Origin of the sequence: Streptomyces sp. KMM 9044 (genome assembly GCF_024701375.2) — a bacterium.
Lineage (GTDB): Bacteria > Actinomycetota > Actinomycetes > Streptomycetales > Streptomycetaceae > Streptomyces.
The window spans coordinates 3,411,089-3,436,192 of record NZ_CP113910.1; the positions used below are offsets into that span (position 1 = coordinate 3,411,089).

General features: G+C 70.1%; 23 protein-coding genes, 1 tRNA gene and 2 pseudogenes. 13 read left to right on the plus strand and 13 right to left on the minus strand.

Features of this window, described 5'->3' with window-relative positions; genetic code table 11:
• Positions 1-91: 91 nt before the first annotated feature.
• Together HUV60_RS15265 and HUV60_RS15270 are read right to left on the minus strand one after the other, a co-directional pair.
• The gene (locus HUV60_RS15265; protein WP_257850730.1) at positions 92-562 is read right to left on the minus strand and encodes a RidA family protein; all 471 of its coding nucleotides are present in this window, start codon (positions 560-562) and stop codon (positions 92-94) included.
• Positions 559-720 carry a DUF4177 domain-containing protein gene (locus HUV60_RS15270; RefSeq protein WP_019355547.1) on the minus strand — a complete coding sequence of 54 codons (162 nt, stop codon included), beginning with the start codon at positions 718-720 and terminating at the stop codon, positions 559-561. The genes HUV60_RS15265 and HUV60_RS15270 overlap by 4 nt, the downstream gene beginning before the upstream one ends.
• Positions 721-801: 81 nt before the next feature.
• On the opposite strand from HUV60_RS15270, the gene HUV60_RS15275 reads away from it, so the two are divergent.
• Positions 802-1,779 (plus strand): ArsA family ATPase, encoded by a 978-nt coding sequence (locus HUV60_RS15275; protein ID WP_257850729.1) that lies wholly within the window; start codon positions 802-804, stop codon positions 1,777-1,779.
• 94 nt (positions 1,780-1,873) lie between these two features.
• Positions 1,874-3,358 carry an ArsA family ATPase gene (locus HUV60_RS15280; protein WP_257850728.1) on the plus strand — a complete coding sequence of 495 codons (1,485 nt, stop codon included), beginning with the start codon at positions 1,874-1,876 and terminating at the stop codon, positions 3,356-3,358.
• A gap of 326 nt (positions 3,359-3,684) precedes the next feature.
• On the opposite strand, the gene HUV60_RS15285 is transcribed toward HUV60_RS15280, so the two are convergent.
• Positions 3,685-4,020, minus strand: coding sequence for a WhiB family transcriptional regulator (locus HUV60_RS15285; protein WP_257850727.1), 336 nt, complete (start codon positions 4,018-4,020; stop codon positions 3,685-3,687).
• Positions 4,021-4,437: 417 nt separating this feature from the next.
• On the opposite strand from HUV60_RS15285, the gene HUV60_RS15290 reads away from it, so the two are divergent.
• Complete coding sequence (locus HUV60_RS15290; protein WP_257850726.1) at positions 4,438-6,780, plus strand: transglycosylase domain-containing protein; 2,343 nt, start codon at positions 4,438-4,440, stop codon at positions 6,778-6,780.
• Positions 6,781-6,862: 82 nt separating this feature from the next.
• Here the strand turns inward: HUV60_RS15290 and HUV60_RS15295 are convergent, their stop codons facing one another.
• Positions 6,863-7,330, minus strand: coding sequence for a GatB/YqeY domain-containing protein (locus HUV60_RS15295; RefSeq protein ID WP_257850725.1), 468 nt, complete (start codon positions 7,328-7,330; stop codon positions 6,863-6,865).
• Between the two features lie 172 nt (positions 7,331-7,502).
• Between HUV60_RS15295 and HUV60_RS15300 the strand changes: the two genes are divergently transcribed.
• From HUV60_RS15300 to HUV60_RS15310, 3 genes are all read left to right on the plus strand, one after another.
• Positions 7,503-8,429 (plus strand): metallophosphoesterase, encoded by a 927-nt coding sequence (locus HUV60_RS15300; RefSeq protein ID WP_257850724.1) that lies wholly within the window; start codon positions 7,503-7,505, stop codon positions 8,427-8,429.
• 266 nt (positions 8,430-8,695) lie between these two features.
• The gene (locus HUV60_RS15305; RefSeq protein ID WP_331461989.1) at positions 8,696-9,406 is read left to right on the plus strand and encodes a Pr6Pr family membrane protein; all 711 of its coding nucleotides are present in this window, start codon (positions 8,696-8,698) and stop codon (positions 9,404-9,406) included.
• Between the two features lie 33 nt (positions 9,407-9,439).
• Positions 9,440-9,513: transfer RNA gene (locus HUV60_RS15310), tRNA-Pro, on the plus strand.
• Between the two features lie 78 nt (positions 9,514-9,591).
• Here HUV60_RS15310 and HUV60_RS15315 read toward each other — a convergent pair.
• Both HUV60_RS15315 and HUV60_RS15320 read right to left on the minus strand, forming a co-directional pair.
• Positions 9,592-9,738 (minus strand): annotated as a pseudogene (locus HUV60_RS15315) (site-specific integrase); the annotation flags it as partial.
• Positions 9,739-9,890: 152 nt separating this feature from the next.
• Positions 9,891-10,169: pseudogene (locus HUV60_RS15320) on the minus strand (site-specific integrase); the annotation flags it as partial.
• A 29-nt stretch (positions 10,170-10,198) separates the two neighbouring features.
• On the opposite strand from HUV60_RS15320, the gene HUV60_RS15325 reads away from it, so the two are divergent.
• From HUV60_RS15325 to haaN, 6 genes are all read left to right on the plus strand, one after another.
• A complete protein-coding gene (locus HUV60_RS15325) occupies positions 10,199-10,903 on the plus strand; it encodes a hypothetical protein (RefSeq protein ID WP_257850721.1) in 705 nt (234 codons plus the stop codon).
• A gap of 93 nt (positions 10,904-10,996) precedes the next feature.
• Positions 10,997-11,302, plus strand: a complete 306-nt coding sequence (locus HUV60_RS15330) for a hypothetical protein (protein ID WP_257850720.1) — start codon at positions 10,997-10,999, stop codon at positions 11,300-11,302.
• A 546-nt stretch (positions 11,303-11,848) separates the two neighbouring features.
• Positions 11,849-14,605, plus strand: coding sequence for a cyclophane-containing RiPP biosynthesis TPR protein HaaT (gene haaT / locus HUV60_RS15335; protein WP_257850719.1), 2,757 nt, complete (start codon positions 11,849-11,851; stop codon positions 14,603-14,605).
• Positions 14,606-14,744: 139 nt separating this feature from the next.
• Positions 14,745-14,948 carry a HaaA family cyclophane-containing RiPP peptide gene (gene haaA, locus HUV60_RS15340; RefSeq protein WP_257850718.1) on the plus strand — a complete coding sequence of 68 codons (204 nt, stop codon included), beginning with the start codon at positions 14,745-14,747 and terminating at the stop codon, positions 14,946-14,948.
• Positions 14,949-14,961: 13 nt separating this feature from the next.
• On the plus strand, positions 14,962-16,122 hold the full coding sequence (locus tag HUV60_RS15345; RefSeq protein ID WP_257850717.1) for an FxsB family cyclophane-forming radical SAM/SPASM peptide maturase: 1,161 nt from the start codon (positions 14,962-14,964) through the stop codon (positions 16,120-16,122).
• Between the two features lie 92 nt (positions 16,123-16,214).
• A complete protein-coding gene (gene haaN, locus HUV60_RS15350; protein WP_257850716.1) occupies positions 16,215-16,694 on the plus strand; it encodes a cyclophane-containing RiPP N-acetyltransferase HaaN in 480 nt (159 codons plus the stop codon).
• Between the two features lie 457 nt (positions 16,695-17,151).
• Here the strand turns inward: haaN and fxlM are convergent, their stop codons facing one another.
• From fxlM to HUV60_RS15380, 6 genes are all read right to left on the minus strand, one after another.
• Complete coding sequence (fxlM, locus tag HUV60_RS15355; protein WP_269441189.1) at positions 17,152-18,375, minus strand: methyltransferase, FxLD system; 1,224 nt, start codon at positions 18,373-18,375, stop codon at positions 17,152-17,154.
• An 87-nt stretch (positions 18,376-18,462) separates the two neighbouring features.
• Entirely contained in the window at positions 18,463-19,638 is a 1,176-nt protein-coding gene (locus HUV60_RS15360) for a lanthionine synthetase C family protein (RefSeq protein WP_257850714.1), read from the minus strand.
• Positions 19,638-22,688: a lantibiotic dehydratase gene (locus HUV60_RS15365; protein ID WP_257850713.1), complete on the minus strand. Its 3,051-nt coding sequence runs from the start codon at positions 22,686-22,688 to the stop codon at positions 19,638-19,640. The genes HUV60_RS15360 and HUV60_RS15365 overlap by 1 nt, the downstream gene beginning before the upstream one ends.
• 79 nt (positions 22,689-22,767) lie before the next feature.
• Complete coding sequence (gene fxlA, locus HUV60_RS15370) at positions 22,768-22,971, minus strand: FxLD family lanthipeptide (RefSeq protein WP_257850712.1); 204 nt, start codon at positions 22,969-22,971, stop codon at positions 22,768-22,770.
• A gap of 184 nt (positions 22,972-23,155) precedes the next feature.
• The gene (locus tag HUV60_RS15375; RefSeq protein ID WP_257850710.1) at positions 23,156-23,323 is read right to left on the minus strand and encodes a hypothetical protein; all 168 of its coding nucleotides are present in this window, start codon (positions 23,321-23,323) and stop codon (positions 23,156-23,158) included.
• Positions 23,324-23,331: 8 nt separating this feature from the next.
• Entirely contained in the window at positions 23,332-23,739 is a 408-nt protein-coding gene (locus HUV60_RS15380; RefSeq protein WP_257850709.1) for a hypothetical protein, read from the minus strand.
• 212 nt (positions 23,740-23,951) lie between these two features.
• On the opposite strand from HUV60_RS15380, the gene HUV60_RS33565 reads away from it, so the two are divergent.
• Positions 23,952-24,497, plus strand: coding sequence for an ATP-binding protein (locus HUV60_RS33565; protein WP_331461990.1), 546 nt, complete (start codon positions 23,952-23,954; stop codon positions 24,495-24,497).
• Here the strand turns inward: HUV60_RS33565 and HUV60_RS15385 are convergent.
• Complete coding sequence (locus HUV60_RS15385) at positions 24,393-25,097, minus strand: 2'-5' RNA ligase family protein (protein WP_257850708.1); 705 nt, start codon at positions 25,095-25,097, stop codon at positions 24,393-24,395. The two genes, HUV60_RS33565 and HUV60_RS15385, sit on opposite strands and share 105 nt — an antisense overlap.
• Positions 25,098-25,104 lie beyond the last annotated feature (7 nt).

A 25,104-nucleotide genomic window follows, 5' to 3' on the forward strand; every position in this document is an offset into this window, starting at 1 on the left:
GTTCGAGGGGCAACCCGGGGAGCAGGGGAGAAGCACCCGCCCGCCCCCGCAAGCCCGCCCCCCTCAGTCCGTCCCCCTCAGTCCGTCCCCCTCAGTCCGTCCCGGTCAGTTCCACCTGGATCTCGACCTCCACGGGCGCGTCCAGCGGCAGTACCGCGACGCCCACCGCGCTGCGGGCGTGGACGCCCTTGTCGCCGAGGACGTCGACCAGCAGCTCGCTCGCGCCGTTGAGGACGCCCGGCTGGCCCGTGAAGTCCGCGGCCGAGGCCACGAACCCGGTGACCTTCACCACGCGCGCCACGCGGTCCAGGTCACCGGCGACGGACTTCACTGCGGCGAGGGCGTTCAGCGCACAGGTGCGCGCCAGCTCCTTCGCTTCCTCCGCCGTGACCTCGGCGCCGACCTTGCCGGTCAGCGAGAGCGCGCCGTCCACCATGGGAAGCTGGCCGGCGGTGTGGACGTACCGGCCGGACAGCACGGCCGGACGGTACGCGGCCAGCGGCGGAACCACCTCGGGCAGCCTCAGGCCGAGCTCGGCCAGCTTCGCCTCGACCTCGCTCACGCCTGCTTCTCCCGCTTCAGGTAGGCCACCAGCTGCTCGGGGTTGTTCGGGCCGGGAACGACCTGTACAAGCTCCCAGCCGTCCTCGCCCCAGGTGTCCAGAATCTGCTTCGTGGCGTGGACCAGCAGCGGAACCGTCGAGTACTCCCATTTCGTCATGCGGCGACTCTAGCGGCTGCATTCCGGGGAGATCCCACCCGGAGCCGACGGGACGCGCGGGGAGGAATTAGGCTCAAAGGCGTGAGCAGGCTTCAGGTCGTCAGTGGCAAAGGCGGAACCGGCAAGACCACGGTGGCCGCGGCCCTCGCGCTGGCTCTGGCCACGGAGGGGAAGCGGACGCTTCTCGTCGAGGTCGAGGGCCGCCAGGGCATCGCACAGGTCTTCGAGACGGAGGCGTTGCCGTACGAGGAACGAAAGATCGCCGTCGCCCCCGGGGGCGGGGAGGTGCACGCCCTCGCCATCGACGCGGAGCGTGCCCTTCTGGACTACCTCCAGATGTTCTACAAGCTGGGCGGTGCCGGACGGGCCTTGAAGAAGCTCGGCGCGATCGACTTCGCGACCACCATCGCGCCGGGTGTACGGGACGTGCTGCTGACCGGCAAGGCGTGCGAGGCGGTACGGCGCAAGGACAGGAGCGGACGGTTCGTCTACGACTACGTCGTGATGGACGCCCCGCCGACCGGGCGCATCACCCGCTTCCTCAACGTCAACGACGAGGTCGCGGGACTCGCCAGGATCGGCCCGATACACCATCAGGCACAGGCCGTGATGCGGGTGCTGAAATCGCCGGAGACGTCGGTGCACCTGGTCACGCTGCTGGAGGAGATGCCGGTCCAGGAGACCGTGGACGGCATCGCCGAGCTGCGGGCGGCCCGGCTGCCGGTGGGGCGGATCATCGTCAACATGGTGCGCCCGGAGCTGCTGGACGCGGCCGATCTGGAACGCGTGGGGACGGTCACGCGTTCTTCTCTCGCGCGGTCGTTGTCCTCGGCCGGTCTCGGCGGCGCGCGGCGCGGCGGGCACGCCGAGCGGCTGGTGGACCCTCTGCTCACGCAGGCGGAGGAGTACGCCGAGCGGTACGCGCTGGAGGCCGAGCAGCGCGCCGCGCTGGCCGAGGTGGAGCTGCCCCGGCACGAGCTGCCGCTGCTCGCGGAGGGCATGGACCTGGCGGGCCTGTACGAGCTGGCCGAGGAACTCCGCGCCCAGGGGGTGTCATGACCGGCAAGAACCCGCCCGCCGAAGCCGCACCCCGTACGGGCGTGCCCGTCACCGACCGGCAACCGAACCGGAAGCATCGGAAGCAGGGAATGTCATGAGTCGTCGTCCGGAACCGGCGCAGGCGCACGACCCGGCCCACGCGGGCGGCTCGGCCCGCCACCACCTCTCCTCCGTACCCACGCTCGATGTCGACCCGCTGATCGAGGACCGCGGCACCCGGATCGTGGTGTGCTGCGGTTCGGGCGGGGTGGGCAAGACGACCACCGCGGCGGCGCTGGGTCTGCGCGCGGCCGAGCGGGGGCGCAAGGTGGTCGTCCTGACCATCGATCCGGCCCGCAGGCTGGCCCAGTCCATGGGCATCGACTCCCTCGACAACATCCCCCGCCGGGTGAAGGGCATCGACGGCTCCGCGGGGGGCGAACTGCACGCGATGATGCTCGACATGAAGCGCACGTTCGACGAGATCGTCGAGGCGCACGCGGACCCCGAGCGGGCCTCGGCGATCCTGGGGAACCCCTTCTACCAGTCGCTCTCGGCGGGCTTCGCGGGCACGCAGGAGTACATGGCGATGGAGAAGCTGGGGCAGCTGCGGGCCCGTGACGAGTGGGACCTCATCGTCGTCGACACCCCGCCGTCCCGGTCCGCGCTGGACTTCCTGGACGCGCCGAAGCGGCTCGGTTCCTTCCTCGACGGCAAGCTCATCCGCGTCCTGCTGGCCCCGGCGAAGGTCGGCGGCCGGGCGGGGATGAAGTTCCTGAACGTCGGGATGTCCATGATGACCGGCGTCCTGGGAAAGGTGCTCGGAGGCCAACTGCTGGGCGACGTGCAGACGTTCGTGGCAGCGATGGACTCCATGTTCGGCGGGTTCCGTACCCGCGCGGACGCCACGTTCAAGCTGCTCCAGGCGCCCGGGACCGCGTTCCTGGTGGTCGCGGCCCCGGAGCGGGACGCGCTGCGCGAGGCCGCGTACTTCGTGGAACGGCTGGCCGCCGAGGACATGCCGCTGGCCGGCCTGGTCCTCAACCGGGTGCACGGCAGCGACGCCGACCGGCTGTCGGCCGAGCGGGCACTCGCCGCCGCAGAAAATCTTGAGGACTCCCGCATTGTGGATCAGGAGGGCGGGAAAGCTGGACTTCGTAACTCACCCGACCCATACAAGAGTTCGGCCGACCCCGCTGCGGAGACTCCCACTCCGGAGGCACCCGGGGCCCCCGACACATCCAAGTCACCCACAACCGTCTCTCCCGGCACCCCGGCACAGGACGACGTCCCCGACGGAGGCTCCCCCGCCACCGTGGACGACACCGGCGCCGGGGTCGGCGCCGACAGAGCGGGCGAGGTGGACGCGGAGCGGTCCGTCGACCAGCTCACCGTGGGCCTGTTGAGGCTGCACGCCGAGCGGATGCAACTGCTCTCACGCGAGCAGCGCACACGGGACCGCTTCACCGCGCTCCACCCCGAGGTGGCGGTGACGGAGGTGGCCGCGCTGCCCGGCGACGTGCACGACCTCGCGGGGCTGCGGGACATCGGCGACCGGCTCGCGGCCAACCGGCCGGAGCTGCCCGGGGCGAGCGCCTGACACACGTCGGCACGCCCTGACGGCGGCGCCGTGCCCCGTCACCGGACCAGCCGTCACTGACGCCCACGTGCCCCGAGGCGCGCCGACATCCCCTGACGGACCGGTCCGCAAGTCCCCACGGATCCACGGGCCCACGGGTCCGCACCGACGGCCCCGTCGCCACGCGCGGCCGAGCACCGACCAGCGGCCGAACACCGACCACCCGCGGAACACCGACCGTCCGCCGAACGCCGCCCGCACGCGGAGTCCTGCCCGCACGGAGTCTGCTCGCCCGGAGTCCTGCCCGCCGTGCTCCCCCGCAGAGGCCAAGAACCCCCCGAGAGCCCTCAGCCCACCGCCACGAGGTTCGCGTACACCTCGTCGTCGAGGGGGACGCCCCCTGTCCCCTGCTCGTACTCCGTGCGCGCGGTCTCCAGCAGCCGGCGCCAGGACGTCACCGTGGGCCGCCGACGCAGCAGCGCGCGACGTTCACGTTCCGTCATCCCTCCCCATACGCCGAACTCGACGCGGTTGTCGAGCGCGTCGGCCAGGCACTCCGTGCGTACCGGACATCCGGTGCACACCGCCTTGGCCCTGTTCTGCGCTGCTCCTTGAACGAACAGCTCATCCGGATCAGTAGTGCGACAGGCAGCCTGCGCACTCCAGTCGGTAACCCAGCCCATACCGGCGCCGTCCTCTCCCGAATCGAGGCTCCCCCACGGCGGCAGCGGCATATTCACCGCCGCCAGTTGAGGACGTTACGGAAGGTGGGCACAGCGCAACACCCCCAGCAGGCCCAATCTTGAATGGCCCGAACGGACTATGGGTAAGCGGCAGATCACCCGGGGGAGTGAGGTGGCGACATCCGCGACAATCCCGAGGTTTCAGGTCGTTTCACTTGCGCCACAACGGACACCATGTGACACGGGAGGTGGTTCCGGACACGCACCCAACACGCGCCGACAAAAAAGTCGGAGGGATCCGGAACGATTCGGGGTCGCCGGACGTATTGATACGTGACCTCACTGCTGTGACAGTTGCGAGCAGCTTAGGCCAAGGCCTGTACGCCTGTCCGGCGAACGAGAACGTAGGCTGCTCCCATGCCAAAGAAGCGCTCGGGCGGTGGTCTGTCGCCAACGCAGCAGGCCGCCAAGTTCCTCGGTGTCAGTGTCCTGTCAGGAGCGGTACTGGCCGGTATCGCGATCCCCGCCGTGGGTGCGCTGGGCCTCGCCGCCAAGGGGTCGGTGGAGAGCTTCGAGGAGCTCCCCGCCAACCTCAAGACGCCTCCGCTGAGCCAGCGCACCACCATCCTCGACGCGGAGGGCGGCAAGATCGCGACCGTCTACTCGCGTGACCGCACGGTGGTCGACCTCAAGGACATCTCGCCGCACCTGCAGAAGGCGATCGTCGCGATCGAGGACTCGCGCTTCTACGAGCACGGTGCGGTCGACCTCAAGGGCGTACTGCGCGCGCTCAACCGCAACGCGCAGACCGGCGGCGTCTCCGAGGGCGCGTCCACCCTGACGCAGCAGTACGTGAAGAACGTCTTCGTGGAGGAGGCCGGCGACGACCCGACGAAGGTCGCGCAGGCCACCCAGCAGACCATCGGCCGCAAGATCCGCGAGCTGAAGTTCGCGATCCAGGTCGAGGAGGAGCTGGGCAAGAAGAAAATCCTCGAGAACTACCTGAACATCACGTACTTCGGCCAGCAGGCCTACGGCGTGGAGGCCGCCGCCCAGCGCTACTTCTCCAAGCCCGCCAAGGATCTCACCCTCCAGGAGTCGGCCCTCATCGCCGGCCTCGTCCAGTCGCCGAGCCGGTACGACCCGGTCAACGACGAGGCGGAGGCCACCAAGCGGCGCAACGTGGTCCTGGCACGGATGGCCGAGGTGGGTGACATCTCCCGGGAGGAGGCCGCCGAGGCGTCGGGGACACCGCTCGGGCTGAAGGTCAGCAAGCCGAAGAACGGCTGCATCACGGCGGTCGACGATGCGGCCTTCTTCTGCGACTACGTGCGCGAGGTGTTCCTGAACGACCCGGTCTTCGGGAAGAAGCAGGAGGACCGGGCCAAGGTCTGGAACCAGGGCGGCCTGACCATCCGTACGACGCTCGCCCCGCAGGCGCAGAAGTCGGTGCGGGAATCGCTGAAGACGCACGTCTACAAGTCGGACAAGGTCGCCGCGGCGACCACCCTGGTCGAGCCCGGCAGCGGCAAGATCCTCGCGATGGGACAGTCCAAGCCGTTCGGCTACGGCAAGGACGAGACCGAGTACAACTACTCGGTCGACGCCGCCATGGGCGGTTCCAACTTCGGGTTCCCGACCGGTTCGACGTTCAAGCCGTTCGTGGCCGCGGCGGCGCTGGAGCAGGGCCGTCCGGCGACGCAGACGTACCCCGCGCCCTATGAGATGCCGTACCCGGACCGGGTCCAGACGTGCAGCGGCAACCCCTGGGTCAACAGCCGCAACGAGGAACTCGAGAACGAAGCGGAGTCCGAGGTCGGGCCGTACGACCTGAAGGGGGCGATGGCCCTGTCGGTCAACACCTTCTTCGTGGAGATGCTCGCCGACATCGGGATGTGCCCGGTGGTGAAGATGACCGACGCCCTGGGAGTGGTCCAGGGCAACGGCGACAAGGTCCCCGAGGTGCCGTCGTCGATGACGCTCGGCTCGACCGGCCTCTCGCCGCTGACCATGGCGAGCGCCTACGCGGCCTTCGCCAACCGGGGCATGTACTGCACGCCGATCGCGATCGAGTCGATCACGCAGAAGATCAGCGGGAAGCAGCAGTCACTCGAGGTTCCGAAGTCCACGTGCAAGCGGGCGATGTCCGAGGGGACCGCGGACACCATCAACACCCTGCTGCAGGGCGTGGTCGACTCCGGTACGGGACGTGAGGCCGGCCTGACCGACCGCCAGAACGCGGGCAAGACAGGCACGACGGATGAGCGGCGGAACGCCTGGTTCGTCGGCTACACGCCGAACCTGTCGGGTGCCGTCTGGGTCGGCAGCCCTCAGCAGGACGTCAAGATGCAGAACATCACGATCGGCGGGGTCTCCCACGCGCTCGTCTTCGGTGGCGCGGTCCCTGGTCCGATCTGGAAGGACGCCATGACCGGCGCCCTGTCGGGCAAGGAAGCGCCCAGCTTCAACCTCGTCAACATCCCGGACCGCGAGGACGAGGACGAGGACGAGGACGAGGACGAGAACCGCGACCGCGGCCGGGACCGGGACCGGGACCGGGGGAACAACGGCAACGGCGACAGCAACGACGGCCGCAACAACAACGCCGGCGGGATCATCGGAGGCCTTTTCGGCGGCGGCAACGGCGGCAACAGCAGCGGCGGGACCGATACCAACGGCGGAGCCGAACCGCTCCCGACCATCTCCATCCCGGAGAACTTCATCCAGGGCCCCGGCAACGGGCCCGGCGGACGACGCTGACGGCACACAGACGACACAGACGAAGGGCCCCTCTTCTCCGTGCTTGGGCTCGAGAGGGAGGGGTCCTCCGCTGTCCACCGGCTCAGCTGCCGGCGAGGGACTTCTTCACCGCGGCGGCCACGCGACCGCCCTCCGCCTGCCCGGCCACCTTCGGGTTGACGATCTTCATGACCTCGCCCATGGCCCGCGGGCCCTGGGCACCGGCCGCCTTCGCCTCCTCGACGGCCTGGGCGACGATCGCGTTCAGCTCGTCGTCGGACAGTTGCTGGGGCAGGTAGCGCGCGAGGAACTCACCCTCCGCCTTCTCCCGCTCGGCCTGCTCGGGACGCCCGCCCCGGGCGAAGGCGTCCGCCGCCTCACGGCGCTTCTTCGCCTCGCGGGTGATCACCTCGAAGACCTCGTCGTCGGAGAGCTCGCGCTTCTCCGTCCCCGCGACCTCCTCCTTGGTGATCGCGGTGAGCGTCAGCCGGAGCGTCGAGGAGCTGAGCTCGTCGCGCTCTCTGATCGCAACGTTGAGGTCGTCGTGCAGCTTCGACTTGAGCGTGGTCATGCCTTGATTGTCGCAGGAACGGAGGGAGGGACGCCCACGCATTCACGGCGTGCTCCCGAACCCCGGTGTCACAGGGCCCGTTCGGGCGGACGGTCACCAGCCCGCTCCGGACCGACCGCCCGGAGGGTGACCGCGGAACATCCGCTCCTCCCGGATCTGACACGATGGGCATATGCGCGCGCGATACGGAATCCCCCTGGGAATCACGGCGGCCGGTGCCGCCGGACTGGTGTACGCGGCGGGCTTCGAGGCCCGCTCCTTCCGACTGCGGCGGGTGACGATCCCGGTCCTGCCCGCCGGAGTGCGCCCGCTGCGCGTGCTGCAGGTATCCGACATCCACATGGTGAGCGGCCAGCGCAAGAAGCAGCGCTGGCTGCGCTCACTGGCGGGTCTGCGTCCGGACTTCGTGATCAACACGGGCGACAACCTGTCCGACCCGGAGGGCGTCCCGGAGGTACTGGACGCGCTGGGCCCGCTGATGGAGTTCCCGGGCGCGTACGTCTTCGGCTCCAACGACTACTACGGCCCGAAGCTGCGCAACCCCGCCCGCTACCTGATCGAGAAGGTCCAGGGCCGGCACGGCCTGAACGGTAACCCCCCAGTCGCCGACGTGGTCCACAACCCGTGGGAGGACCTGCGGGACGGCTTCGACGGCGCGGGCTGGCGGAACCTGACGAACACCAGGGACACCCTGAAGATCGAGGGCGCCACGATCGAGCTGACCGGCCTGGACGACCCGCACATCAAACGGGACCGCTACACGGAGGTGGCGGGCGGCCCGTCGGGCACGGCCGACTTCTCGATGGGTGTCGTCCACGCCCCCTACCTGCGCGTCCTGGACTCCTTCACGGCTGAGGGCTACCCCCTGGTCCTGGCCGGCCACACCCACGGCGGCCAGCTCTGCGTCCCGTTCTACGGCGCCCTGGTCACCAACTGCGACCTGGACACCGACCGCGTGAAGGGCCTGTCCTCGCACACCTCCGAGGGTCGGACGTCCTACCTCCACGTCTCCGCGGGCTGCGGAACCAGCCGCTACACCCCGTTCCGCGTCGCCTGCCCTCCGGAGGCGACGCTGATGACACTGGTGGGGCGGGAGTAACCCGGAGCCGGGGCGGTCCAGGCACCAGGACGGCCCGGGTACGGAGACGGCCCGGGTGGTGACCGGGTAGTGAGGGGCGGCCCGGACACGGGACGACAGGCCACCCGGCGCCGAGGTCCCCCGTCCGGCCCACCCGCATCGCCCCGACCAGGTCGTTCACCCACTCTGGGTTCATGACCGCCCCGATACCCAGGGACATCCCTGACCTTCCCGTCATCCCGGGGAGACGAACGAACCTCATGCCGTCGTCCGCCCCCGCGGGAGCCGTGGCACCGCCTGTGCACCGCCCCCTGACAGCGGCGTACCGCCTGCTCCTGGCGCTGGCAGCGATCGCGGCGGTGACCGTGGAGCTCCTGCTCGGCAGCCCGGCGCGCGTCCTGAGCCACTTCGCGATCCAGAGCACGCTCCTGCTGGCCGCGGTCATGCTCGCCTCGGCCGGCAGGGCCTGGGCGGCCCGCCGCCCCCTGCCGGGCGCCCTGACCGGAGCGACGCTGCTGTACGTGGTCGCGGCAGCCCTGGTCCACCACGTACTCCCGGCGGACGCGACACCGGCGTTCACGATGACGGATCCGACCACGACGGCAACCCTGACCGGAACAGCCGCCACGCTGGCCGCCCTCGCGCCGCCCGCCCTGCACACGGTGCTCCCCGTCGCCGCGGTCCTGGACTGGCTGCTCCTCTCCCCGCCGGCCCGCACACGCCTCACCCACGCCGCCGCATGGCTCCTGTACCCGACGGCGTACCTGACCTTCACCCTGACCCTCGGCGCCCTCCTCCCCGACGGCGCAGCCCGCTTCCCCCACCCCTTCCAGGACATCGGCCGGCACGGCTACCAGCACGTCCTGGGCGTCTCCCTCCTCCTGCTCCTCGCCCTCTACGCCCTGGCCCTCGTCCTCGTCACCGCGGACCGCACCCGCCCGGACCCCGTCCGCCTCGGCGCCAAAACCGGATTTCGTCTCCAGCCACCGGTGGGCTAAAGTGAACGTCGTCGCCGTGAGAGCAGCGACAATCGGGGTGTGGCGCAGCTTGGCAGCGCGCTTCGTTCGGGACGAAGAGGTCGTGGGTTCAAATCCCGCCACCCCGACAGAGAAACACCAGGTCCCCAGGCTATTCACGTGAGTAGGCTGGGGACCTGTTTTCGTTTGCGTGACTACCTGAGTGACTACCGCTCCGGGCCGCGCTTGAAGATGCCGTCCATGACCACCGCGCCAGTCTGGATCACGGGACGGATCTGCTTCCGGTAGACCTCCTCGGTCACGGCTGTCCCGGAGTGGCCGACGAGCCGGGAGATCTCCTCCAGCGGGACGCCACTGTCGGACAGCAGGACTCTGCTGCTCAATTCGGCGAGCGATCACGTGCCGTGCTTTCAGGGCTCGGCCGCGCCCGGCCTGCCTGCATCTGCGACGCGCTCTGAAGGCCGTATCGGCACGGCGTCATCACGCCGGGTAATTGCGCAGCAGAGTCCAGCAGGGACACAAAGCTGTGCCGAAGCTCCCGAGGCGTCCACTCCCCGGCGGTGATCCCTTCAGCCTCCTTGAGAGCCTGCCGGAAGGCCCGTCGCACGTTGGTCGCATCGAGAGGCTTGCCCACGGCCGACGAGAAGACCAAGCCGTGTTCTTCCCACCGGTCATCAGCAGCCAGTCGCTCCCAGCCCTGTTCTTCGAAGTGCTTCCAAAGAACCTCGACGCAGCCCCTCCCTGTCACCGTGAGGTGAAACATCCCGGTTCGCCGGGTTGGCCTGAGAGGGCACGACAGGAGCCTCACCCCCCATGACCAGCAAGAAGTCACACGCGCCCGCATCCGCCGACCCGGCGGCGAAGCCGAAGCGCCGCACATTCACCCCGGAGTACAAGCTGCGGATCGTCGCCGAGTACGACGCCGCCGCGCCCGGCGAGAAGGGCGCGATCCTGCGCCGGGAGGCGCTGTACTCCTCCCACGTCATCGAGTGGCGCCAGGCCCGCGACGCCGGCGCCCTGGAACACCTCGTCGACCGCCGCACCAGCCCGGCGAGGCCGAAGAAGCCACAGGCCGAGTTCGAGGTCGAGAAGCTGCGCAAGCGGATCGAGCGCCTGGAGAAAGAGCTGACCAAGAAGGCCGCCGTGCTGCGCGAGGCATTTCCGCGCGGACTGCGCGGCCCCACCGTGGCCCTGACCTACGCCCTCAAGCGCGGCGTCAAGCACGGCTGGTGGCCCGAGGGCACCGAAGCGCCGGTCACCGTCGTCTACGGCGGCGGCCCGCAGGACGGATGGCGGCAAGCCGCGGCCTACGAGATGTCCGGCGAGGATCTGGCCGTCTTCCGCACCGCCTTCGCCCACTCCAGCCCCGAGCCCCGGACCGCCTGGGATGAGGATGTGCCCTCCGCACTCGCCCCGCACCCGGGCTGGGCGCCCGATGCCGACGTGCCGAACGCGTTCGACATGGTCGCCGACGAGCCGCCGGCCAGCCCCAACTTCCCGAACGGCACGGCCAGATGAGTGGGGGTTGCGCGGCTAGCCCCCGTCTGCAGCAAAGTCGGCGCGGCCCGTCACAGCGGCGGGCCCTACCCGCCTCGCAGGAGTGATGCCGCCGTGTCCGCGCTCTTCGACAAGTTCCTGATCCCGGCCGCAGTCGGCCTGATCGTCACCGGTCTCACCGCCGCGGCCAGCTGGCTCTACCGGCGTCGCCGAAGCAGCCTGACGCCACCTCGCGTGCTGCGCCGCTTCAGTCTGCTGGGCACCACCGGCGCCGACGGCGGCCCCGTGCAGTACGAGACCACCCGGGCGCCCGGCAGCGTCATCACCCGCCGGATCGGCAGCCTCTCGCACCGCTTTGAGCTGACCGAAGCCCCGCTTGGCGACGGCACCTTCGCCGCCGAACCCCTCGACCACCTGTAGGACAGCCAGCGCTTGGTCTGTGACCGCGAGCGCCCCCAACCGGGGATGATCAATGACCGCCGTCGAACATAATGATCGGGCGTTCCACGAAAGAGGAGGAAGCACGCCAGACGACGACAGACCGCGTAAAGAGCGTTCCCAACCGCCACGGTGTACGTGACGTTCACGGAAGCGGCCACACGGCTCGCCGCCCGGCACACGCGCCCTCCGGCACGTTCACCCCACGCGATCAGGTTCACCATCAAGGCCAGCCGAAACGGCTGGGTTTGCCGCCAAACAACTCGATTGAATGACAGCAGACACTTGCCCAAAGTAGCGAGCCGTGTCCACGTAGCTCCGGCACGCGATCGCCAGGGGCTTTCGTGGTGCGCGCCGTGGCTCAGAGGCGCCCTTGACCAAGGTCGACGAGGGCTGTTGCGTTAGGGAAGTTGGGGCGTTCTACTCGGGGGTTGCTTTCGTGACCAGGTCGGTTGGCAGTGCGTGGTATCTCACCAGCGGCGCCAGGTGGGAATCGGCCGCTCCCCTGGCTGCTGCTGGGGCCTCCGTATGAGACTCCGGCGCGGGATCGCGATCGCCGTCGTCGCCGGAGGCGGCGCTGTGACCACCATGCTGGTCGGGCTCGTCACGAACGCCGTGTCCGACGAGTCGCGGTGGCCCGGCTGGCTGGGGTGGTTACAGGAGCACGCCTGGTTCTCGTTCGTCGTGTTGGGCGTGACGATGGCGGGGCTGACGGCCCTGCTCGCCGGGCTCTCCGAGACGCAGTCTCCCACCCCGCCAGGGCGACCGGAGGATGGAGCGGGGCCACCAGGGGCCGCCCAGGTGCTGCGTTCGCTGCCGCGCGACACAGCCGCGTTCACCGACCGTGCCGCGGAACTGGAGCGGCTGGTGGGCTCAGTGCGGGCCTCACAGGAGCGTGGTCAGGGGCTGCCCGTTCATGTGATCGACGGCATGCCAGGCGTCGGGAAGACCGCCTTCGCCGTGCACGTCGGCCACCTGCTTTCTGAGCGCTTCCCCGACGGACAACTCTTCGTGAACCTCAACGGGCACACGCCGGGGCGCACTCCGGTGCAGGCCAGCGAGGCGCTCGCCTCACTTCTCACGGCCGCCGGCGTGCCGACCCAGCAGATTCCCGTCGGTGACGACGTCGGAGCGGTCACGGAGGCCCGGGCGGCCATGTGGCGGAGCAGGCTCGCGGACAAGAAGGCGCTGCTGATTCTCGACAACGCGGCCAGCTACCGGCAACTGGAACCGCTGCTCCCCGGCGGGAGCGGGTGCCTGGTGTTGGTGACCAGCCGCAAGCGGCTGGTGGCGAACGAGGAGGTGGTTATGTCGGTGGAAGCACTGCCGCCGGATCACGCGGTCGACCTCTTCGTGCGACTCAGTGGGCGGCCGTCAGACGCTCTCGGTCGGGATGTGGTGGACGAGTTGGTGCGGCTGTGCGGGTGTCTGCCGCTGGGCGTGTCGCTTCTCGCGGCGAGGCTGCGACACCATCCGTCGTGGAGCGCCGAGGACCTGCGCGGGCGACTGGTGGCGGCACGGGACCGCCTGGGGGAGCTGCGCGCCGGGGAACGCGCCGTCACCGCGACGTTCGATCTCTCCTACCGAGATCTCGCGCCGGAGCGGCAGCGCTTCTTCCGACAGCTCGGGTTCTTCCCCGGCACCGATCTCGACCCGCACGTCGGTGCGGCTCTTGGTGAGGTCTCGGTCGTGATGGCCCGTCGGCATCTTGAGGCGCTCTACGACGACCACCTGATCGACGAGCAACCAGGGAGTCGCTACCGGCTGCACGATCTCTTGCGCGCCTACGCTCGCGGTCTCACCGCCGAGGGAGAGGGCATGGACCACGTACAGGCCGTCCAGCGTGTGTGCACCTACTACCTGGCCGCTCTCGCCCTCGCGAACGGGCACATCGTGCGCAGCGGAGCCGCGGTGCCACCGGTGCCGGACAACGCCTCGCGGGCGGAGACACCGGTCCTGGAGTCGCGGGCGGATGCCCTGAGCTGGCTGGAGACCGAGCGGGCCAACGTCCTGGCCTGCGTCCGGCGGGCGAATGGCCTCGCCCTGTACGACCTCGTGGTCCGGCTCGCCGCGGCCATGGCGCCCTTCCTGCGCCAGGCTGGCCCCTGGGACCAGGCCGTCGGGCTCCACCGGACCGCCGCCGAGGCCGCCCGCCACACCGGCGACCAGCGGGCGCAGGGTGATGCCCTCGCCGAGCTGGGTGTCGTACGCCGCTTCACGGCTTCCTACCCACAGGCGATCGAGGCCCTGAACGACGCCGTGACGGCGTACGACGCGGTCGACGACCGGCGCGGCAAGGCGGACGCGCTCAACCAGCTCGGCATCGTCTGGTACCTGACCGCGGACAACGAGGACGCGGCCCGCGCCCAGACCGAGGCCCTCGCCCTCTACCGTGAGCTGGGGGACCGGCTCGGACAGGCGAACGCGCTCGCGGATCTCGGCATGACACACCGACAGATGAGCCGGTTCGACGCGGCGGTGGAGGCGCAGAGCGAGGCCCTGGCGATCTATCGAGAACTCGGTGACCGGTACGGGGAGGCGAACTCCCTGCGGGACCTGGGTGTCGCGCACTGCCTCATGGGCGCGTACGACCTGGCCGCGCGGCATCACCAGGAAGCGTTCGACATCTACCTGGAGCTGGATGACCGGGTGCACCAGGCTTACGCGCTGAACGAATTGGGCGTCGTCCGACGGCTGACCGGGGACATCGAGGGAGCGCGGACGGCACACAACCAGGCCATGACGCACTTCACCGAGCTCGGTGAACGGTTCGGCCGCGCGACCAGCGTCCGCCACCTTGGCATCGTGGAGCGGGTGACCGGGGATGCGACACAGGCGATCCGGCTTCTGGAGGAGGCCCTGGACGCCTACCGCGAGCTCGGCAGCCGCGGGGGTGAGGCCGGCTCGCTGAGCGAGCTGGGCGTGGCGCGCGGCATCGTCGGTGAGCGGGACGGCGCGATCGAGGCGTTCCGACGCGGTTTGGAGATCCTGCGGGGCTTGGGCGACCGGTGCGGTGAGGCGGAGGCACTGAACCACTGGGGGATGCTGCTGCTCACCTCCGATGAACCGACAGCCGCCCGTCGGCACTTTGGTCAGGCGCTCACGCTCGCGCGGGACATCCGCTGCCCGCTGGAGGAGGCGCGGGCACTGGAGGGCATCGGCCGCTGCGACCGGACGGTAGACGGGCCTGGTCACGGCGTGGACTCGCTGAGAGCCGCAGTGACCGTGTACCGGCGGTTGGGAGTGAGCGCGTCCGTGGACGACATCGAACGGTTGCTGGTGTAGCAGTCCGGCTGACGCCGACCATGTGGCCGAATTTCCCATGCCAGGTGGGTGGTTGAGGATGCTACGTTTCCAGCTGATCTGTCGCTTCAACCCCGTCGCACCGTGCCACCTCCGGCACGTACCTCACGAGGAGCGTTGAATGCCGTCACCCACGTCCGCCACCGAGCCATGCACCATCACGCCTGTCGGCCCGGCATCCGCGGAGCCGATGGTGGCCGGCACCGCCGTCCTGGACCGCGTGGCCGCACGCGTCCGGCAGCGGCTGGAGGCCGAGGAGGGCGCGACGAGCCGGGTCGGTGACGGTGCCCACGCGGCCTCGCTCATCTGGCCCTGGCCGCTGTAAGCACATCCGCTCGATGACAGAACCCGAAGGCCCCGCTCCTTTCCAGACATTCATCCTCAAGGTCGCCAACCGCTGCAACATCGACTGCGACTACTGCTTCGTCTTCAACTCCAAGGACCAGGCGGCGCGGCGTCTGCCCGCCCGAATGGACCTCGCTGTGGCCCAGGCTGCGGCCCGGCGGATCGGTGAGCACGCCACCGTGCACGGCCTTCGGACCATCCACGTCGTACTGCACGGCGGGGAGCCGCTTCTCGTCGGCATCGGGCACATGGCCGGTCTGCTGGAGGCCGTCCGGGACGCCGCGCCGGCCGGGACCCGGGTCCTCTTCGAGCTCCAGACCAACGGGACTCTTCTGTCCGATGCGTGGCTGGACCTCTTCGAACGGTACGAGGTTGCGGTCGGCGTGAGCCTCGACGGACCGCCACCTGCGAATGACCGGCACCGGCTGACCCACGCCGGGCGGTCGAGCGCCGCCTCCGCCGTGCGCGGCATCGAACTCCTGCGGTCGCGGCCACACCTGTTCGCGGGGCTGCTCGCCGTCGTGGACCTGGCCAACGACCCCGTGGAGGTCCACGACTACCTGGCGGCGTTCGAACCGCCCGTGATCGACTTCGGCCTGCCGCACGCGACCCACGACGACCCGCCGCACCGCTCCGACCCGAGCGTGCCCGAGTACGGACTGTGGATGAGCAGGGTGTACGACGCCTGGCTCGCCCGGCTCGAGTACAGGCACAGCGTCCGGATGCTGGAGGACATCGTGGCCCTCAGCTCTGGCGTGCGCGGCTCGGTGGAGACACTTGGCCTGGCCCCGCCGACGAGCGTCGTGATCGAGTCCGACGGCTCCATCGAGGCCGTGGACACCCTGCGGTCGGTCGAGGAGGGCGCCTCCTGGCTCGGGCTCGACGTCCTCCGCCACTCCTTCGACGAAGCGCTGTCGCACCCGAAGCTGCTGCACCGGCAGCATGGCAAAGAGGCGCTCGCCGAGCAGTGCCGCGCCTGCCCACTCGTGGACGTGTGCGGCGGTGGCTACCTCCCGCACCGCTTCAGCGAAGCCCAGGGCTACCGGAACCCGTCTGTCTACTGCGCGGACCTGGAGTACCTCATCCGACACGTCCAGGGCTCCCTGCGGCAGCACGGCTGGGACCCGTATGCGCAGGCCGCCTCGTTGCCGTAGACGCGTATGCCGTACCGCCAGGAGGGGATCACGCGTTGGAGCGAATGAGTGCAGCAGTGACCGAAGCTACCGAGGAACGACAGGAGGCGCCGATGAGCGTGACGATCCGCCCTGCGGAGAAGCGGGACGTCCCGGCCATGGCCGAGCTGATCGAGGAGATCGAGCGGTTCTACGGTGCGACCGACACCGACATCCAGCCACTGGAGGAACGCCGAACCCAGGTCGAAGAGGCGCTGTTCGGCTCGCCGCCGCTGGCCTCCGCGCTGCTCGTCGAGGACGAGACCGGGGACATCGTCGGACTCGCCGCCTACTCATTCCTCTGGCCGGCTGCTGGCTCCTCACACTCTCTGTTCCTCAAGGAGCTGTACGTCCGCAACACGCTCCGACGGCAGGGCATTGGTGCCCGCCTCATGGACGAACTCCGTGCCATCGCCGCAGCGCGCCCCGGGTGCAGCCGCGCGGAATGGATGACTGATAGCGACAACCCGGGGGCACGGGCCTTCTACAAGTCGCTCGGGTTCGCCGAGTTCGACGGGAAGATCGTCTACCGGGTCGATTCCGGCACGGCGTGAGGGTGGTACGAGTCCAGTGGAAGTGGAGCGCTGCGACGAGTGCGGCGGCAAGACCGTCATCGGGCTCGGATGCGAGTGTCCGCCGGGCTCGTCCGCGTCGGCGTCGGCGACCCCGCGTTCGATGAGTACATTCGTGAGGACGGAGTGGCGTACTCACCCGGAGGACACGATCCTGATCTCCCCGAAGCAGGTCGCGCACAGGCCAGGATGGTGCGACCACATGACCGAGGACGACGTACGGCCGCCGCGCTGGGGATGGATCCCGAATCCTCCTCCCGGGCTCTGGGAGCGGTTGAGCAGTGTTTCTCCGGCGACCGCCACCGCGGGCAATCCGAGGCGGCGGGCCGTGCGACGGTGCACCCACTGTGAGGCGAACCTTGCGCAGGGCTGACCACCGTGCTGCGACAACGGCGGGCGCGGCCTCACCCGTCAACGGCCGCACCCACCTGCGTCAGGATCAGTAGCTGATGACGAGCCGCACGGAGGGCCGGTCGATCACGGCTCCGTCGGCGAGGTCACTGTCCGGTGTGTCCGCGGGGTAGGCCGTGACCACGGGTTCGGCGATCCGGGCCGTGCCCCAGGCGCGGATCTGCGCGCAGATCCGCTCGGCGAGATCGGCGCCGGCCGGGCCATAGCCGACGGCTCCCAGCCAGAACCGGGGTTCTGTCTCGGGGTCTTCGGCGGTCCGCTCCAGAGTGAGGTACGCGATGGAGTCCCCCTCGACGAGGGCGGGGCTCAGGGCGGGTGAGGCGGGGCGGTGGAGGCCGGCCTCCACCGCTGTGGGCTTCGCAGTGATGCGGCAGGTCGCTCGCTCGGTGGCGCTCAGCCGCAGCCAGACGCCGTCGAACGACTCGACGGGCCCGACCGTCACGCCGGTCCAGACAACCGCCTTCGGTCGGGTGAGCGCGTCGCGAAGGAGTTCCGGAGCGACGGACTGGTCCTCGTCCCAGTAGAGCCGGACGAGCCGGTCGTCGTCGATGTAATCGTTCCGCTCTCCGTCCTGGCCGATCACCGGGAGGAAGCCGCACATCTTGACGGAGTCGGACCGCATCCGCCCCTCCTCGTGTTGGAAGGCCACGGCCCTGGAGAGCCCGCGCCATCGCAGCGGGACCACGAGGCGTCCGCCGACGGCGAGCTGGCCCCACCAGGCACCGGGGAGGTCCCACATGCCAACCGTGGCGATCATTCGGTCGTACGGGCTGAACTCCGAAGCGCCGAGGGCACCGTCCCTCGTGGCCACGCGAACGTCTTCGTATCCGTTCGCGTCCAGCGTCCGGCGGGCGTAAGCGGTCACGTCAGCGTCGATGTCGCACGTGGTGACCTGCCCGGACTTCCCGGTGAGGTGCTTGAGCAGGGCGGCGTTGTAGCCCGTGCCGGCCCCGATCTCGAAGACGTTGTCGCCTTCGCGGACGGCGAGCTGGACCAGCATGAAGTGCACGACGTCGGGCTGGGAGGCGCAGCTCAGCGGGAGTGCGTCCTCGTCGGGGTTCTCCTTGATCGTCACGCTCTTGTTGGCGTACGCCTCCTCGATGGGCGCGTCAGGAAGGAAGGCGTGGCGGGCTACGGTCCGCATGGCGGTCTCGACGCGTGCGTCGTGGAGGCCGGAGAGGTCCTCTTTCAGGATGGCGTCGACCAGGCGGTTGCGCAGGTCCTCGGGGGAGGCGCCAGTGGTGGTGTTCATCGCGTCCTTTCGGAAGGTGCCCGTCTGTGCGTACGGCAGGGGCAGATCGTTCTCATTTGTTCTGGTGTGCGGATGCGGTTCGCGGCGTCACCCTGTCAGGAGCAGGCAGCGGTCCCAGGGGGCGGTGATCGCCGTGTTGACGGGGTCGGTGAGACGGACCAGGTGGATACCTGCCGTGCCGTCCATCAGGCCGGCGCCGACCGGCAGTCCGTGGTGGTCCAGGTGCTTGTTGAGCCGGACGTTCAGGCGGCGTAGATGCGACGCGAGTTCGTCGTCGAGGGCGTCGGCGGCGGCACGGGATACGGTCTGTATGAGCCCCGCCCAACCGTGGCAGGGCGATGCGTCGGTGAGCTGGGCGAGCTGCTGGTCGTCGGCCAGACATCCGGCCAGGGCCTGCTCAGCTTGCCGTTGCCGGTCACGGTCGCCGAGGGCGAGGCCGGCGAGTTGCTGGGCGCGGGCGATGCCGGGGGTGCCGTAGCACCAGGACGGGCGTCTCGGTCCTGGACGCTGGAGCTCGGAGCTCCGGTGTTCGGCTCGGGTGATCAGGTCCGGCCACCAGGCGCGCGAGCCGGTGCCGTTGCGCCACCGGTCGAGCCAGTCGCAGATCCGGGTGATGGCTTGCGTCTGTCCAGGCACCGTGTGGCCGTGTCGCAGGGCCGTGGCCAGCAGCGCCAGCGGCCCGGCGATGCCGTGGGCGAGGCCGAAGTTGCCGTGTCCGCCGGGCCATCGCGGCGTCGGTCGCAGATCGGGGCTGTCTCCCGTCCACCAGCCGGGCAGACGTTGCGCTTCGAAGGTGATCGGTTCCGTCAGCCGCGCCAGGTAGACGAGGACGTCCCGAAGCTCCGTCTTGTGGCCGCGGTGCAGGTGGTACACGCCCAGCCCGGTCAGTCCGCTGATGAGGTCGTACTCGCCCAGGGTGGGCAACGCGCCGCGATCCATGCGGGCGTGTGCACGCTGGAGTCGTTGGCGTGTGACGTCGGCGAGGTGTGTGTCCAGGGTCGCCAGGGCGCGAGCGGCGGTGTTCGTGTGCGTGAAGCTGAGCACGTACGCGACGGCCGGAGCGCCCTCGTACAAACCGCATGCTTCGGCGGCGGCCTGGATAGGGCCCTTGAGCATGGCGGCGGCCCATGGCCGGAGCGCGTCCCTGTCGTCTTCACCGGTGTGGGCCCTGACGGCGTGCAGCAGGGCGACTCCCGCCGCGCCGGAGTACAGCGACTGCCCCCAGCCGGGCCCGGTGGGTGTGGGCGGCGCGTCTTGTTTCATCAGCGGCTCTCCCCCGGCCAGGCGGCCCATGCGACGGCGGACTGACGGGCAAGGCGGCGGCAGATCCTCTCGTCCTCCCGGTCCAGGCCACGCAGGCGGTTGTGGTGCATGTGCAGCAGGGACTCCAGGACGGAGTCGAGGTCCATGCCCGCGGCGAGGCGCTCGCGATACAGCGCCAAGGCCGCGGCGCGACGGTGCCACGCCTGGGCCAGCCCTTCGCCCCAGCCGCGGGCCCGAGGCGTTGTGCGGCGAACGAGTTCGATGGCCTGGTCGCTGACGCCTCGCTCGACGCGGGCTGGAGGTGCGGGGCGGTTCGCCAGCCACTGCATGCCCTCGTCGGGGCCGAGCAAGCCGCAGGCGATGTCCACCATGCCGACCGCGGCGAGCGCGCGTCCGTCGATGCCGTCGGCTGCGGGGCCCTGCAGGGCGGCGAGGGCGTAGGCCGAGTCGGCCGTGAAGACCGCCTCGGCGCTGCGCAGGGCTGCACCTGGTCCGTAGCGGCCGATCTCCGGGGTGTACGTGTCGAACACGAGCCCGCTGCTGAGCCCCTGGCGGCGCAGCCCGGCGGCCCATTGGCCGACCAGCTCGGTGGAGGCGGCGTACTGCCCGGGACTGCGGGTGCGGATGCGCAGACGCAGGTGGTCGAAGTCGTTCGGGGTGCGGTAGCGGACGAACCACCACTCGGGTGTGCCCGGGAGTTGGGCCACGAGCCGCGCGAGGTGAGTGCCGATCAGCTCCTCGAACTGTTCGGGGTGGCTGTAGATCTTGGCGTTCAGCCAGGGTGCCTGTACCGCCCCCGGTACGGGCCCGAGGGTGCTGTTGGTGAGCACGGGGAGGAAGCCGGAGAGCGGGTCGGGTATCGGCCGGCGGGTGCCGGTCATCGGCAGGGCGATCTCGTGGACGTGGCCGCCGATCCAGCCGTAGGTCTCCTCGGCCGGCGCCTCCGTCAGCACGGCATGGCCTTCCCGGTCCAGGTGGGCGCGTAGGACGGTGGCGTGTGCGGGCACGTCGAGTTGGAGCCGACGTGTCCGGTCGTCCTCCCGCAGCTCGACGGCACCGTGGCAGTGCCACCGCTTCCGCCACCGGCCGAGGGCGTCGGTCCACTCCCGCATGTCCGCGCCGCGGCTTGGAAGGTCGTCGGCGGTCAGGTTCCAGCGACTGGGAGAGAGGATTACGCGCCCGTAGCGGACGCGCGGCAGGAACGGCAGCCGTGCACCGTGCGGCCCCCAGTCGAAGCTGGTCCAGGCAGGGCCGAAGGAGCGGGTCAGGTGCGCCAGGAACCTGGCCAGGGGCGGGGGTTGCTTGTCCAGGGCCATGGCGTGGAAGACCTGCGGGTCCACCAAGCGACGGCGGGAGATACTGACCAGGTACAGCCGGGTGTGCGTGGCCGTGACCGCGAGGTCGTCGACGTCGATGACCGTCGGCGCGGTGTCATCCGGGCTGCGGTGCTCGCCCAACGGGATCACGTGTGGAAGATAAGCGGGGATGCGGGCGACGTTCTCTGTGTGCGGGTACAGCGGCGGGAAGGACAGCTGCGCGGTCAGCGCGTTCTCGACGCCCGTGGGAACTTGGCGGTAGACCTCGTCGAGTCCCGTGCCGGTGGCGACCGGAGTGAACCGGGAGGTGAGCGTTCCCGCAGCGCGTGCCGGTGTCACCGTGAGCGTGAAGTCCCCGTCCTCTAGGGCGGACAAGCTGTCGGCGTGCAGGCGCGCGCACATCTCCACGTGGGGTGGTGCCTCCTGCCCGGTCGGCGCATCGCCGGCCAAGCGGTCGATCAGGTCGTCGGTTAGAACGATCTCTCTGCTGCCGCCGACCAGTGCCTGCCAGGCCACGGCCAGCAGCCGCTCGTCCCGCTCGGAGACTGTCGGGGGCGGTGCGGTCATCCGGCTGCCGGGGTACTCGGCTGGATAGCCGAGCCCGGACGCCGGGTCGACGACCTCCTTCACCGGCACGAGCGTGCCGGTGCCATACCGCTCCCAGAACGCGACCTGGTACTCCTTCCACACGCCCTGACCCGCCGGTCGGCGCGTGAGCCGCAGTAGAGCATCGGCAGCCCTCTCCATCTCCTGCGCGATCCTCTCGGGGATCCGTACCTCGGCGTCCAGCCTCAGGTCGACAGCCAAGGAACTTCGACCCGCGTCGGAGAGCCCACGCAGTCGACCCGTGAGTTCCTCCCGAGCTGGCCCTTGCGCGCTCGCCGGGCGCCGATTGTGCTCGTGTACGGCGCGTTGCACCGCTTCCAGCTCGTCCAGAACCGTCGCGACCTCCGGCACCGTGCCCGCGTCCGCGCCGTGCAGTCGGTCAATCAGGTGGGACAGCGGATCGGTGTTGGTCAGCGGCGCGCGCAAACTGGTGATCAGAAATTTTTCGCGCACCAGCGCCCCGAGCAGTGTGCGGATGTTCTGCGGCTCGGTTCGGGGGAAGGAGGCGGCCAACTGCTCGGCGAGGGCGGCGAAGCGGACCGGTCGGCGTGCCACGTCCTCGATCACGCGGACCGCGCTGGTGCGCCGGATGGTGGCGCCCATCGGTCCGCCGTGCGGGACATGCAGCCGCCCGCCGCGGCGCGCCGCCAGGTTGTTCAGGACGACATCCAGGCGCTCCAGCAAGATCGGGCACGCCTCCAGACGAACGATGACGTCGTCCAGCCACTCGGTATCCACCCGCGCCACGGCCTGGTGTGCATCTCCCCACCTCACGTGTGGCGTCGAACCCACGCTGGCCGCGGTGACTCCCGCGAAGAGGCCGAACGGGGTCGGTCGCCCGGTGGCGCGCAACAAGTAGCGGACGGTGGCCATGGCGGCGCGCCGGACCTGCTTGGAGCGTGTCGGCTGTCCTGCGCAGATCGCGTCGACCCGCGTGGCGAGATCACCGCTCGCCTGCCGGACGGCATCGGCGAACCGCGCATCGGCCCACACCTGCCTCAGCCACCTGCCGCACGCCTCCGTGTCGGACGGGTCAGGCCACCATGTCGGCAGACCCGTCAGCGGCATCGCGGCGGCTCGGAGCAGCGCCGCGCCTGTGTGCTGGTAGAGCTTTCCGTCGCTTCCCATCCCCATGCCTCCGCCGTCAGTGCTGTGAACGAGCGGGGTCGGGGGCGGCAGCGCCCCCGACCCCGTGCACGGGCCGTCGTCAGACGGCGCTGGCGCAGGACGAGGCGCAGGAGGCCGCGCACCCGTCACCCGTGCCGCACGCCTTGGGGAGCAGGTCGGCGCCGATCTCCGTGACGATGGTCAGGTCGACGTCGAACGGGTCGGCGGGCGCCTCGGGGGCGGCCGTCGCAGCGGGCGCCCCGATGGTGGCCGTCATGATCGGGCTGAGCATGGTTGCGGTCATCGCACTTCCTCTTCTGTCGGAAGGTTCCGAACGGTTCGTCGTGCCGCCCGGCCTGCGTATGGATTGCCGCAGGGCCGGGTTTCTGCGTTCGCACCTTGGGTGCGGCCCCTCTCCGGTTGATCGGATTCCGTGGGGGACATGGATTCGGAGCATCCGGAGAGGGGGGTCGAGGACACGGGCCGGGCTACCGGGACTGGCCCGCGTAGAGCGTGGTCAAGGTTGTGCCGGTCACCAGGACGGGCAGGAACAGCACCTGAAAGGTGCCGAAGCCGAACCGACCGACGTACGTCGCCGGATGCCGCAGCACCCATCCGACCTGGTCGAGCAGCTGCAGGAGCGGCCGTTGCCGCATCCGGGCCATCACGCCGCCGACCTCCGTACGACTGTGGCACCTGCGGCATCGACGACCGCCCACGGCGTCGTGATCAGCGCTCCGGTCCGAGCCTGCCAGGCAGCGAGGTTCGCCCTATCCTCCTCCAGATGCCCCAGCATCACGAGCAGAGGGGTGACGATTCCGGCCGCCTTCCCCTGCTCGACCGCGGCCAAAGCGTTGTGCCAGCCCTCGCACGGGGCGCGGCTCTCGAACGGTGCCGCCCGGTCGACGTACGTCTCGACCACCTCCCAGCCGGCATCAGCCACGTACTGCCGTGCGCTGGCCACGCTGTGGTCGCCGGCCTCACCGAGTGACGCGGGCAGCCAGGCGTACAACACCAGGCGCGTGCCCGGGGGCACCTCGTGTGGTGCGGTCTGCCTCGCACTGCCGCTCATTCCGCGTTACCTCCAGCCAGGTGAGTCAAGACGCCAAGGGTTCGACGCCTCGACGAAGAGCCTCGCCGGGGGCAGTCGGCGGCGGTACGCCGTCAGCCCGCCGTTCGTCCGCCGTCCGGCGGCACGCGAAAGGGCGGGGGCGCGGCGTACCGCTGCGGCTCAGGCGCAGCGAGGCTGATCGGTCCAGTGCCAAGCGGAAACGAGAAGCGGCGATGGACGCGGTGGACGAAGAGCGCCTCTGCAGGCGGACGCCAATACGGCGTCATTGGGTGAAGCTGGCCGATTGCACCGAGCCTTCCGGCCTCGCGCGCAGACACGTACGAGAGTTCCTCGATGGACGAGCCGCGCCGGAGCGGATCGACGACGCCGTTCTGATCGCCTCGGAGCTCGTGGGCAACGCGCTCAGGCACACAGCCGGCGGACCGGACTGCATGTGTGTGGAGGTCTACCGAGACGTGGCGGTACTGCGCGTCCATGACGCGGGACGGGATGCCTCCAAGGTCCGGGCACGCTCCGCGGAGGAGTCGGTAGATCAGCTGACGGGCAGTGGTCTCGGGCTATTGCTCGTCGGGGAGTTGGCCTCCGCGTGGTCCGCCCGGCCGACCGCGATCGGCAAGGAAGTGGTCGTCATTCTCGCCCTGGGCTCCAACGGGCTACCCGAGCGCGACGTTCCTCCGCACATCCCAACGGTACGTCCGCCCCTCACGGCGGAGCTCCACCAACTGGACGGCGGACACGGAGAGTTCGACACCCGGTAGAGCGCGAAGCCCTGAGACCGTCTCCACAACGGGCGCGGCGGGGCGCCGACGGTTGTTGTACGCGAGGCTCAGGTGCGGCCGGAAAGCCGCCGTCGGCTTCTTCGGGGCCAAACCGACGCTGCTCCCCGCCTTGGCCAGCGCGTGGTGCAGCCGGAGCAGGGGTTCCCAAGGGCCGAGGGACAGGCGGACGGCGCCTCGGGAGCCGGCCAGCGGCATGGCGCGTACGGAGAACGCGGAGGGCAACAGCGCCTCGGCGTCCCGCGCCAGGCTGTCCAGCTCCCCCGGGGTGACGACGCCCGGCGTTCCGACTCGGGCGAGGGTGATGTGCAATCCGTCGGCCGGCACCGGGTCGAGGCCGAGGGGCGCTAGCTCCTCCTGGCAGTGCCCAGCGAGAGTCGCGAGTGGCTGATCATCCGGGAAGGTCAGCATCCAGTAGTACGCCCGGCTGCCGTCCGACCAGCCGGGGCGTGCCCAGTGGTCGGTCATCTCGTCGAGTGCGCTGAACGCCGCCCAGTCGTGGGCCGCGGTGACCGCCGGATCGTGCGTGTCGGCCGGGGGCTCGGCGGGGAACGCGGCGGGATCGGCGCTGAGCAGGGGCACCCGACGT

Excerpts from the sequence above, each read along its gene's own strand:
- HUV60_RS15270 (WP_019355547.1), bottom strand. The coding sequence starts at position 720 with ATGACGAAATGGGAGTACTCGACGGTTCCGCTGCTGGTCCACGCCACG.
- HUV60_RS15280 (WP_257850728.1), top strand. The coding sequence starts at position 1,874 with ATGAGTCGTCGTCCGGAACCGGCGCAGGCGCACGACCCGGCCCACGCG.
- HUV60_RS15285 (WP_257850727.1), bottom strand. The coding sequence starts at position 4,020 with ATGGGCTGGGTTACCGACTGGAGTGCGCAGGCTGCCTGTCGCACTACT.
- HUV60_RS15290 (WP_257850726.1), top strand. The coding sequence starts at position 4,438 with ATGCCAAAGAAGCGCTCGGGCGGTGGTCTGTCGCCAACGCAGCAGGCC.
- HUV60_RS15295 (WP_257850725.1), bottom strand. The coding sequence starts at position 7,330 with ATGACCACGCTCAAGTCGAAGCTGCACGACGACCTCAACGTTGCGATC.
- HUV60_RS15300 (WP_257850724.1), top strand. The coding sequence starts at position 7,503 with ATGCGCGCGCGATACGGAATCCCCCTGGGAATCACGGCGGCCGGTGCC.
- HUV60_RS15325 (WP_257850721.1), top strand. The coding sequence starts at position 10,199 with ATGACCAGCAAGAAGTCACACGCGCCCGCATCCGCCGACCCGGCGGCG.
- haaT (WP_257850719.1), top strand. The coding sequence starts at position 11,849 with ATGAGACTCCGGCGCGGGATCGCGATCGCCGTCGTCGCCGGAGGCGGC.
- haaA (WP_257850718.1), top strand. The coding sequence starts at position 14,745 with ATGCCGTCACCCACGTCCGCCACCGAGCCATGCACCATCACGCCTGTC.
- HUV60_RS15345 (WP_257850717.1), top strand. The coding sequence starts at position 14,962 with ATGACAGAACCCGAAGGCCCCGCTCCTTTCCAGACATTCATCCTCAAG.
- haaN (WP_257850716.1), top strand. The coding sequence starts at position 16,215 with ATGAGCGTGACGATCCGCCCTGCGGAGAAGCGGGACGTCCCGGCCATG.
- fxlM (WP_269441189.1), bottom strand. The coding sequence starts at position 18,375 with ATGAACACCACCACTGGCGCCTCCCCCGAGGACCTGCGCAACCGCCTG.
- HUV60_RS15360 (WP_257850714.1), bottom strand. The coding sequence starts at position 19,638 with ATGAAACAAGACGCGCCGCCCACACCCACCGGGCCCGGCTGGGGGCAG.
- HUV60_RS15365 (WP_257850713.1), bottom strand. The coding sequence starts at position 22,688 with ATGGGAAGCGACGGAAAGCTCTACCAGCACACAGGCGCGGCGCTGCTC.
- fxlA (WP_257850712.1), bottom strand. The coding sequence starts at position 22,971 with ATGACCGCAACCATGCTCAGCCCGATCATGACGGCCACCATCGGGGCG.
- HUV60_RS15375 (WP_257850710.1), bottom strand. The coding sequence starts at position 23,323 with ATGCGGCAACGGCCGCTCCTGCAGCTGCTCGACCAGGTCGGATGGGTG.
- HUV60_RS15380 (WP_257850709.1), bottom strand. The coding sequence starts at position 23,739 with ATGAGCGGCAGTGCGAGGCAGACCGCACCACACGAGGTGCCCCCGGGC.
- HUV60_RS33565 (WP_331461990.1), top strand. The coding sequence starts at position 23,952 with ATGGACGCGGTGGACGAAGAGCGCCTCTGCAGGCGGACGCCAATACGG.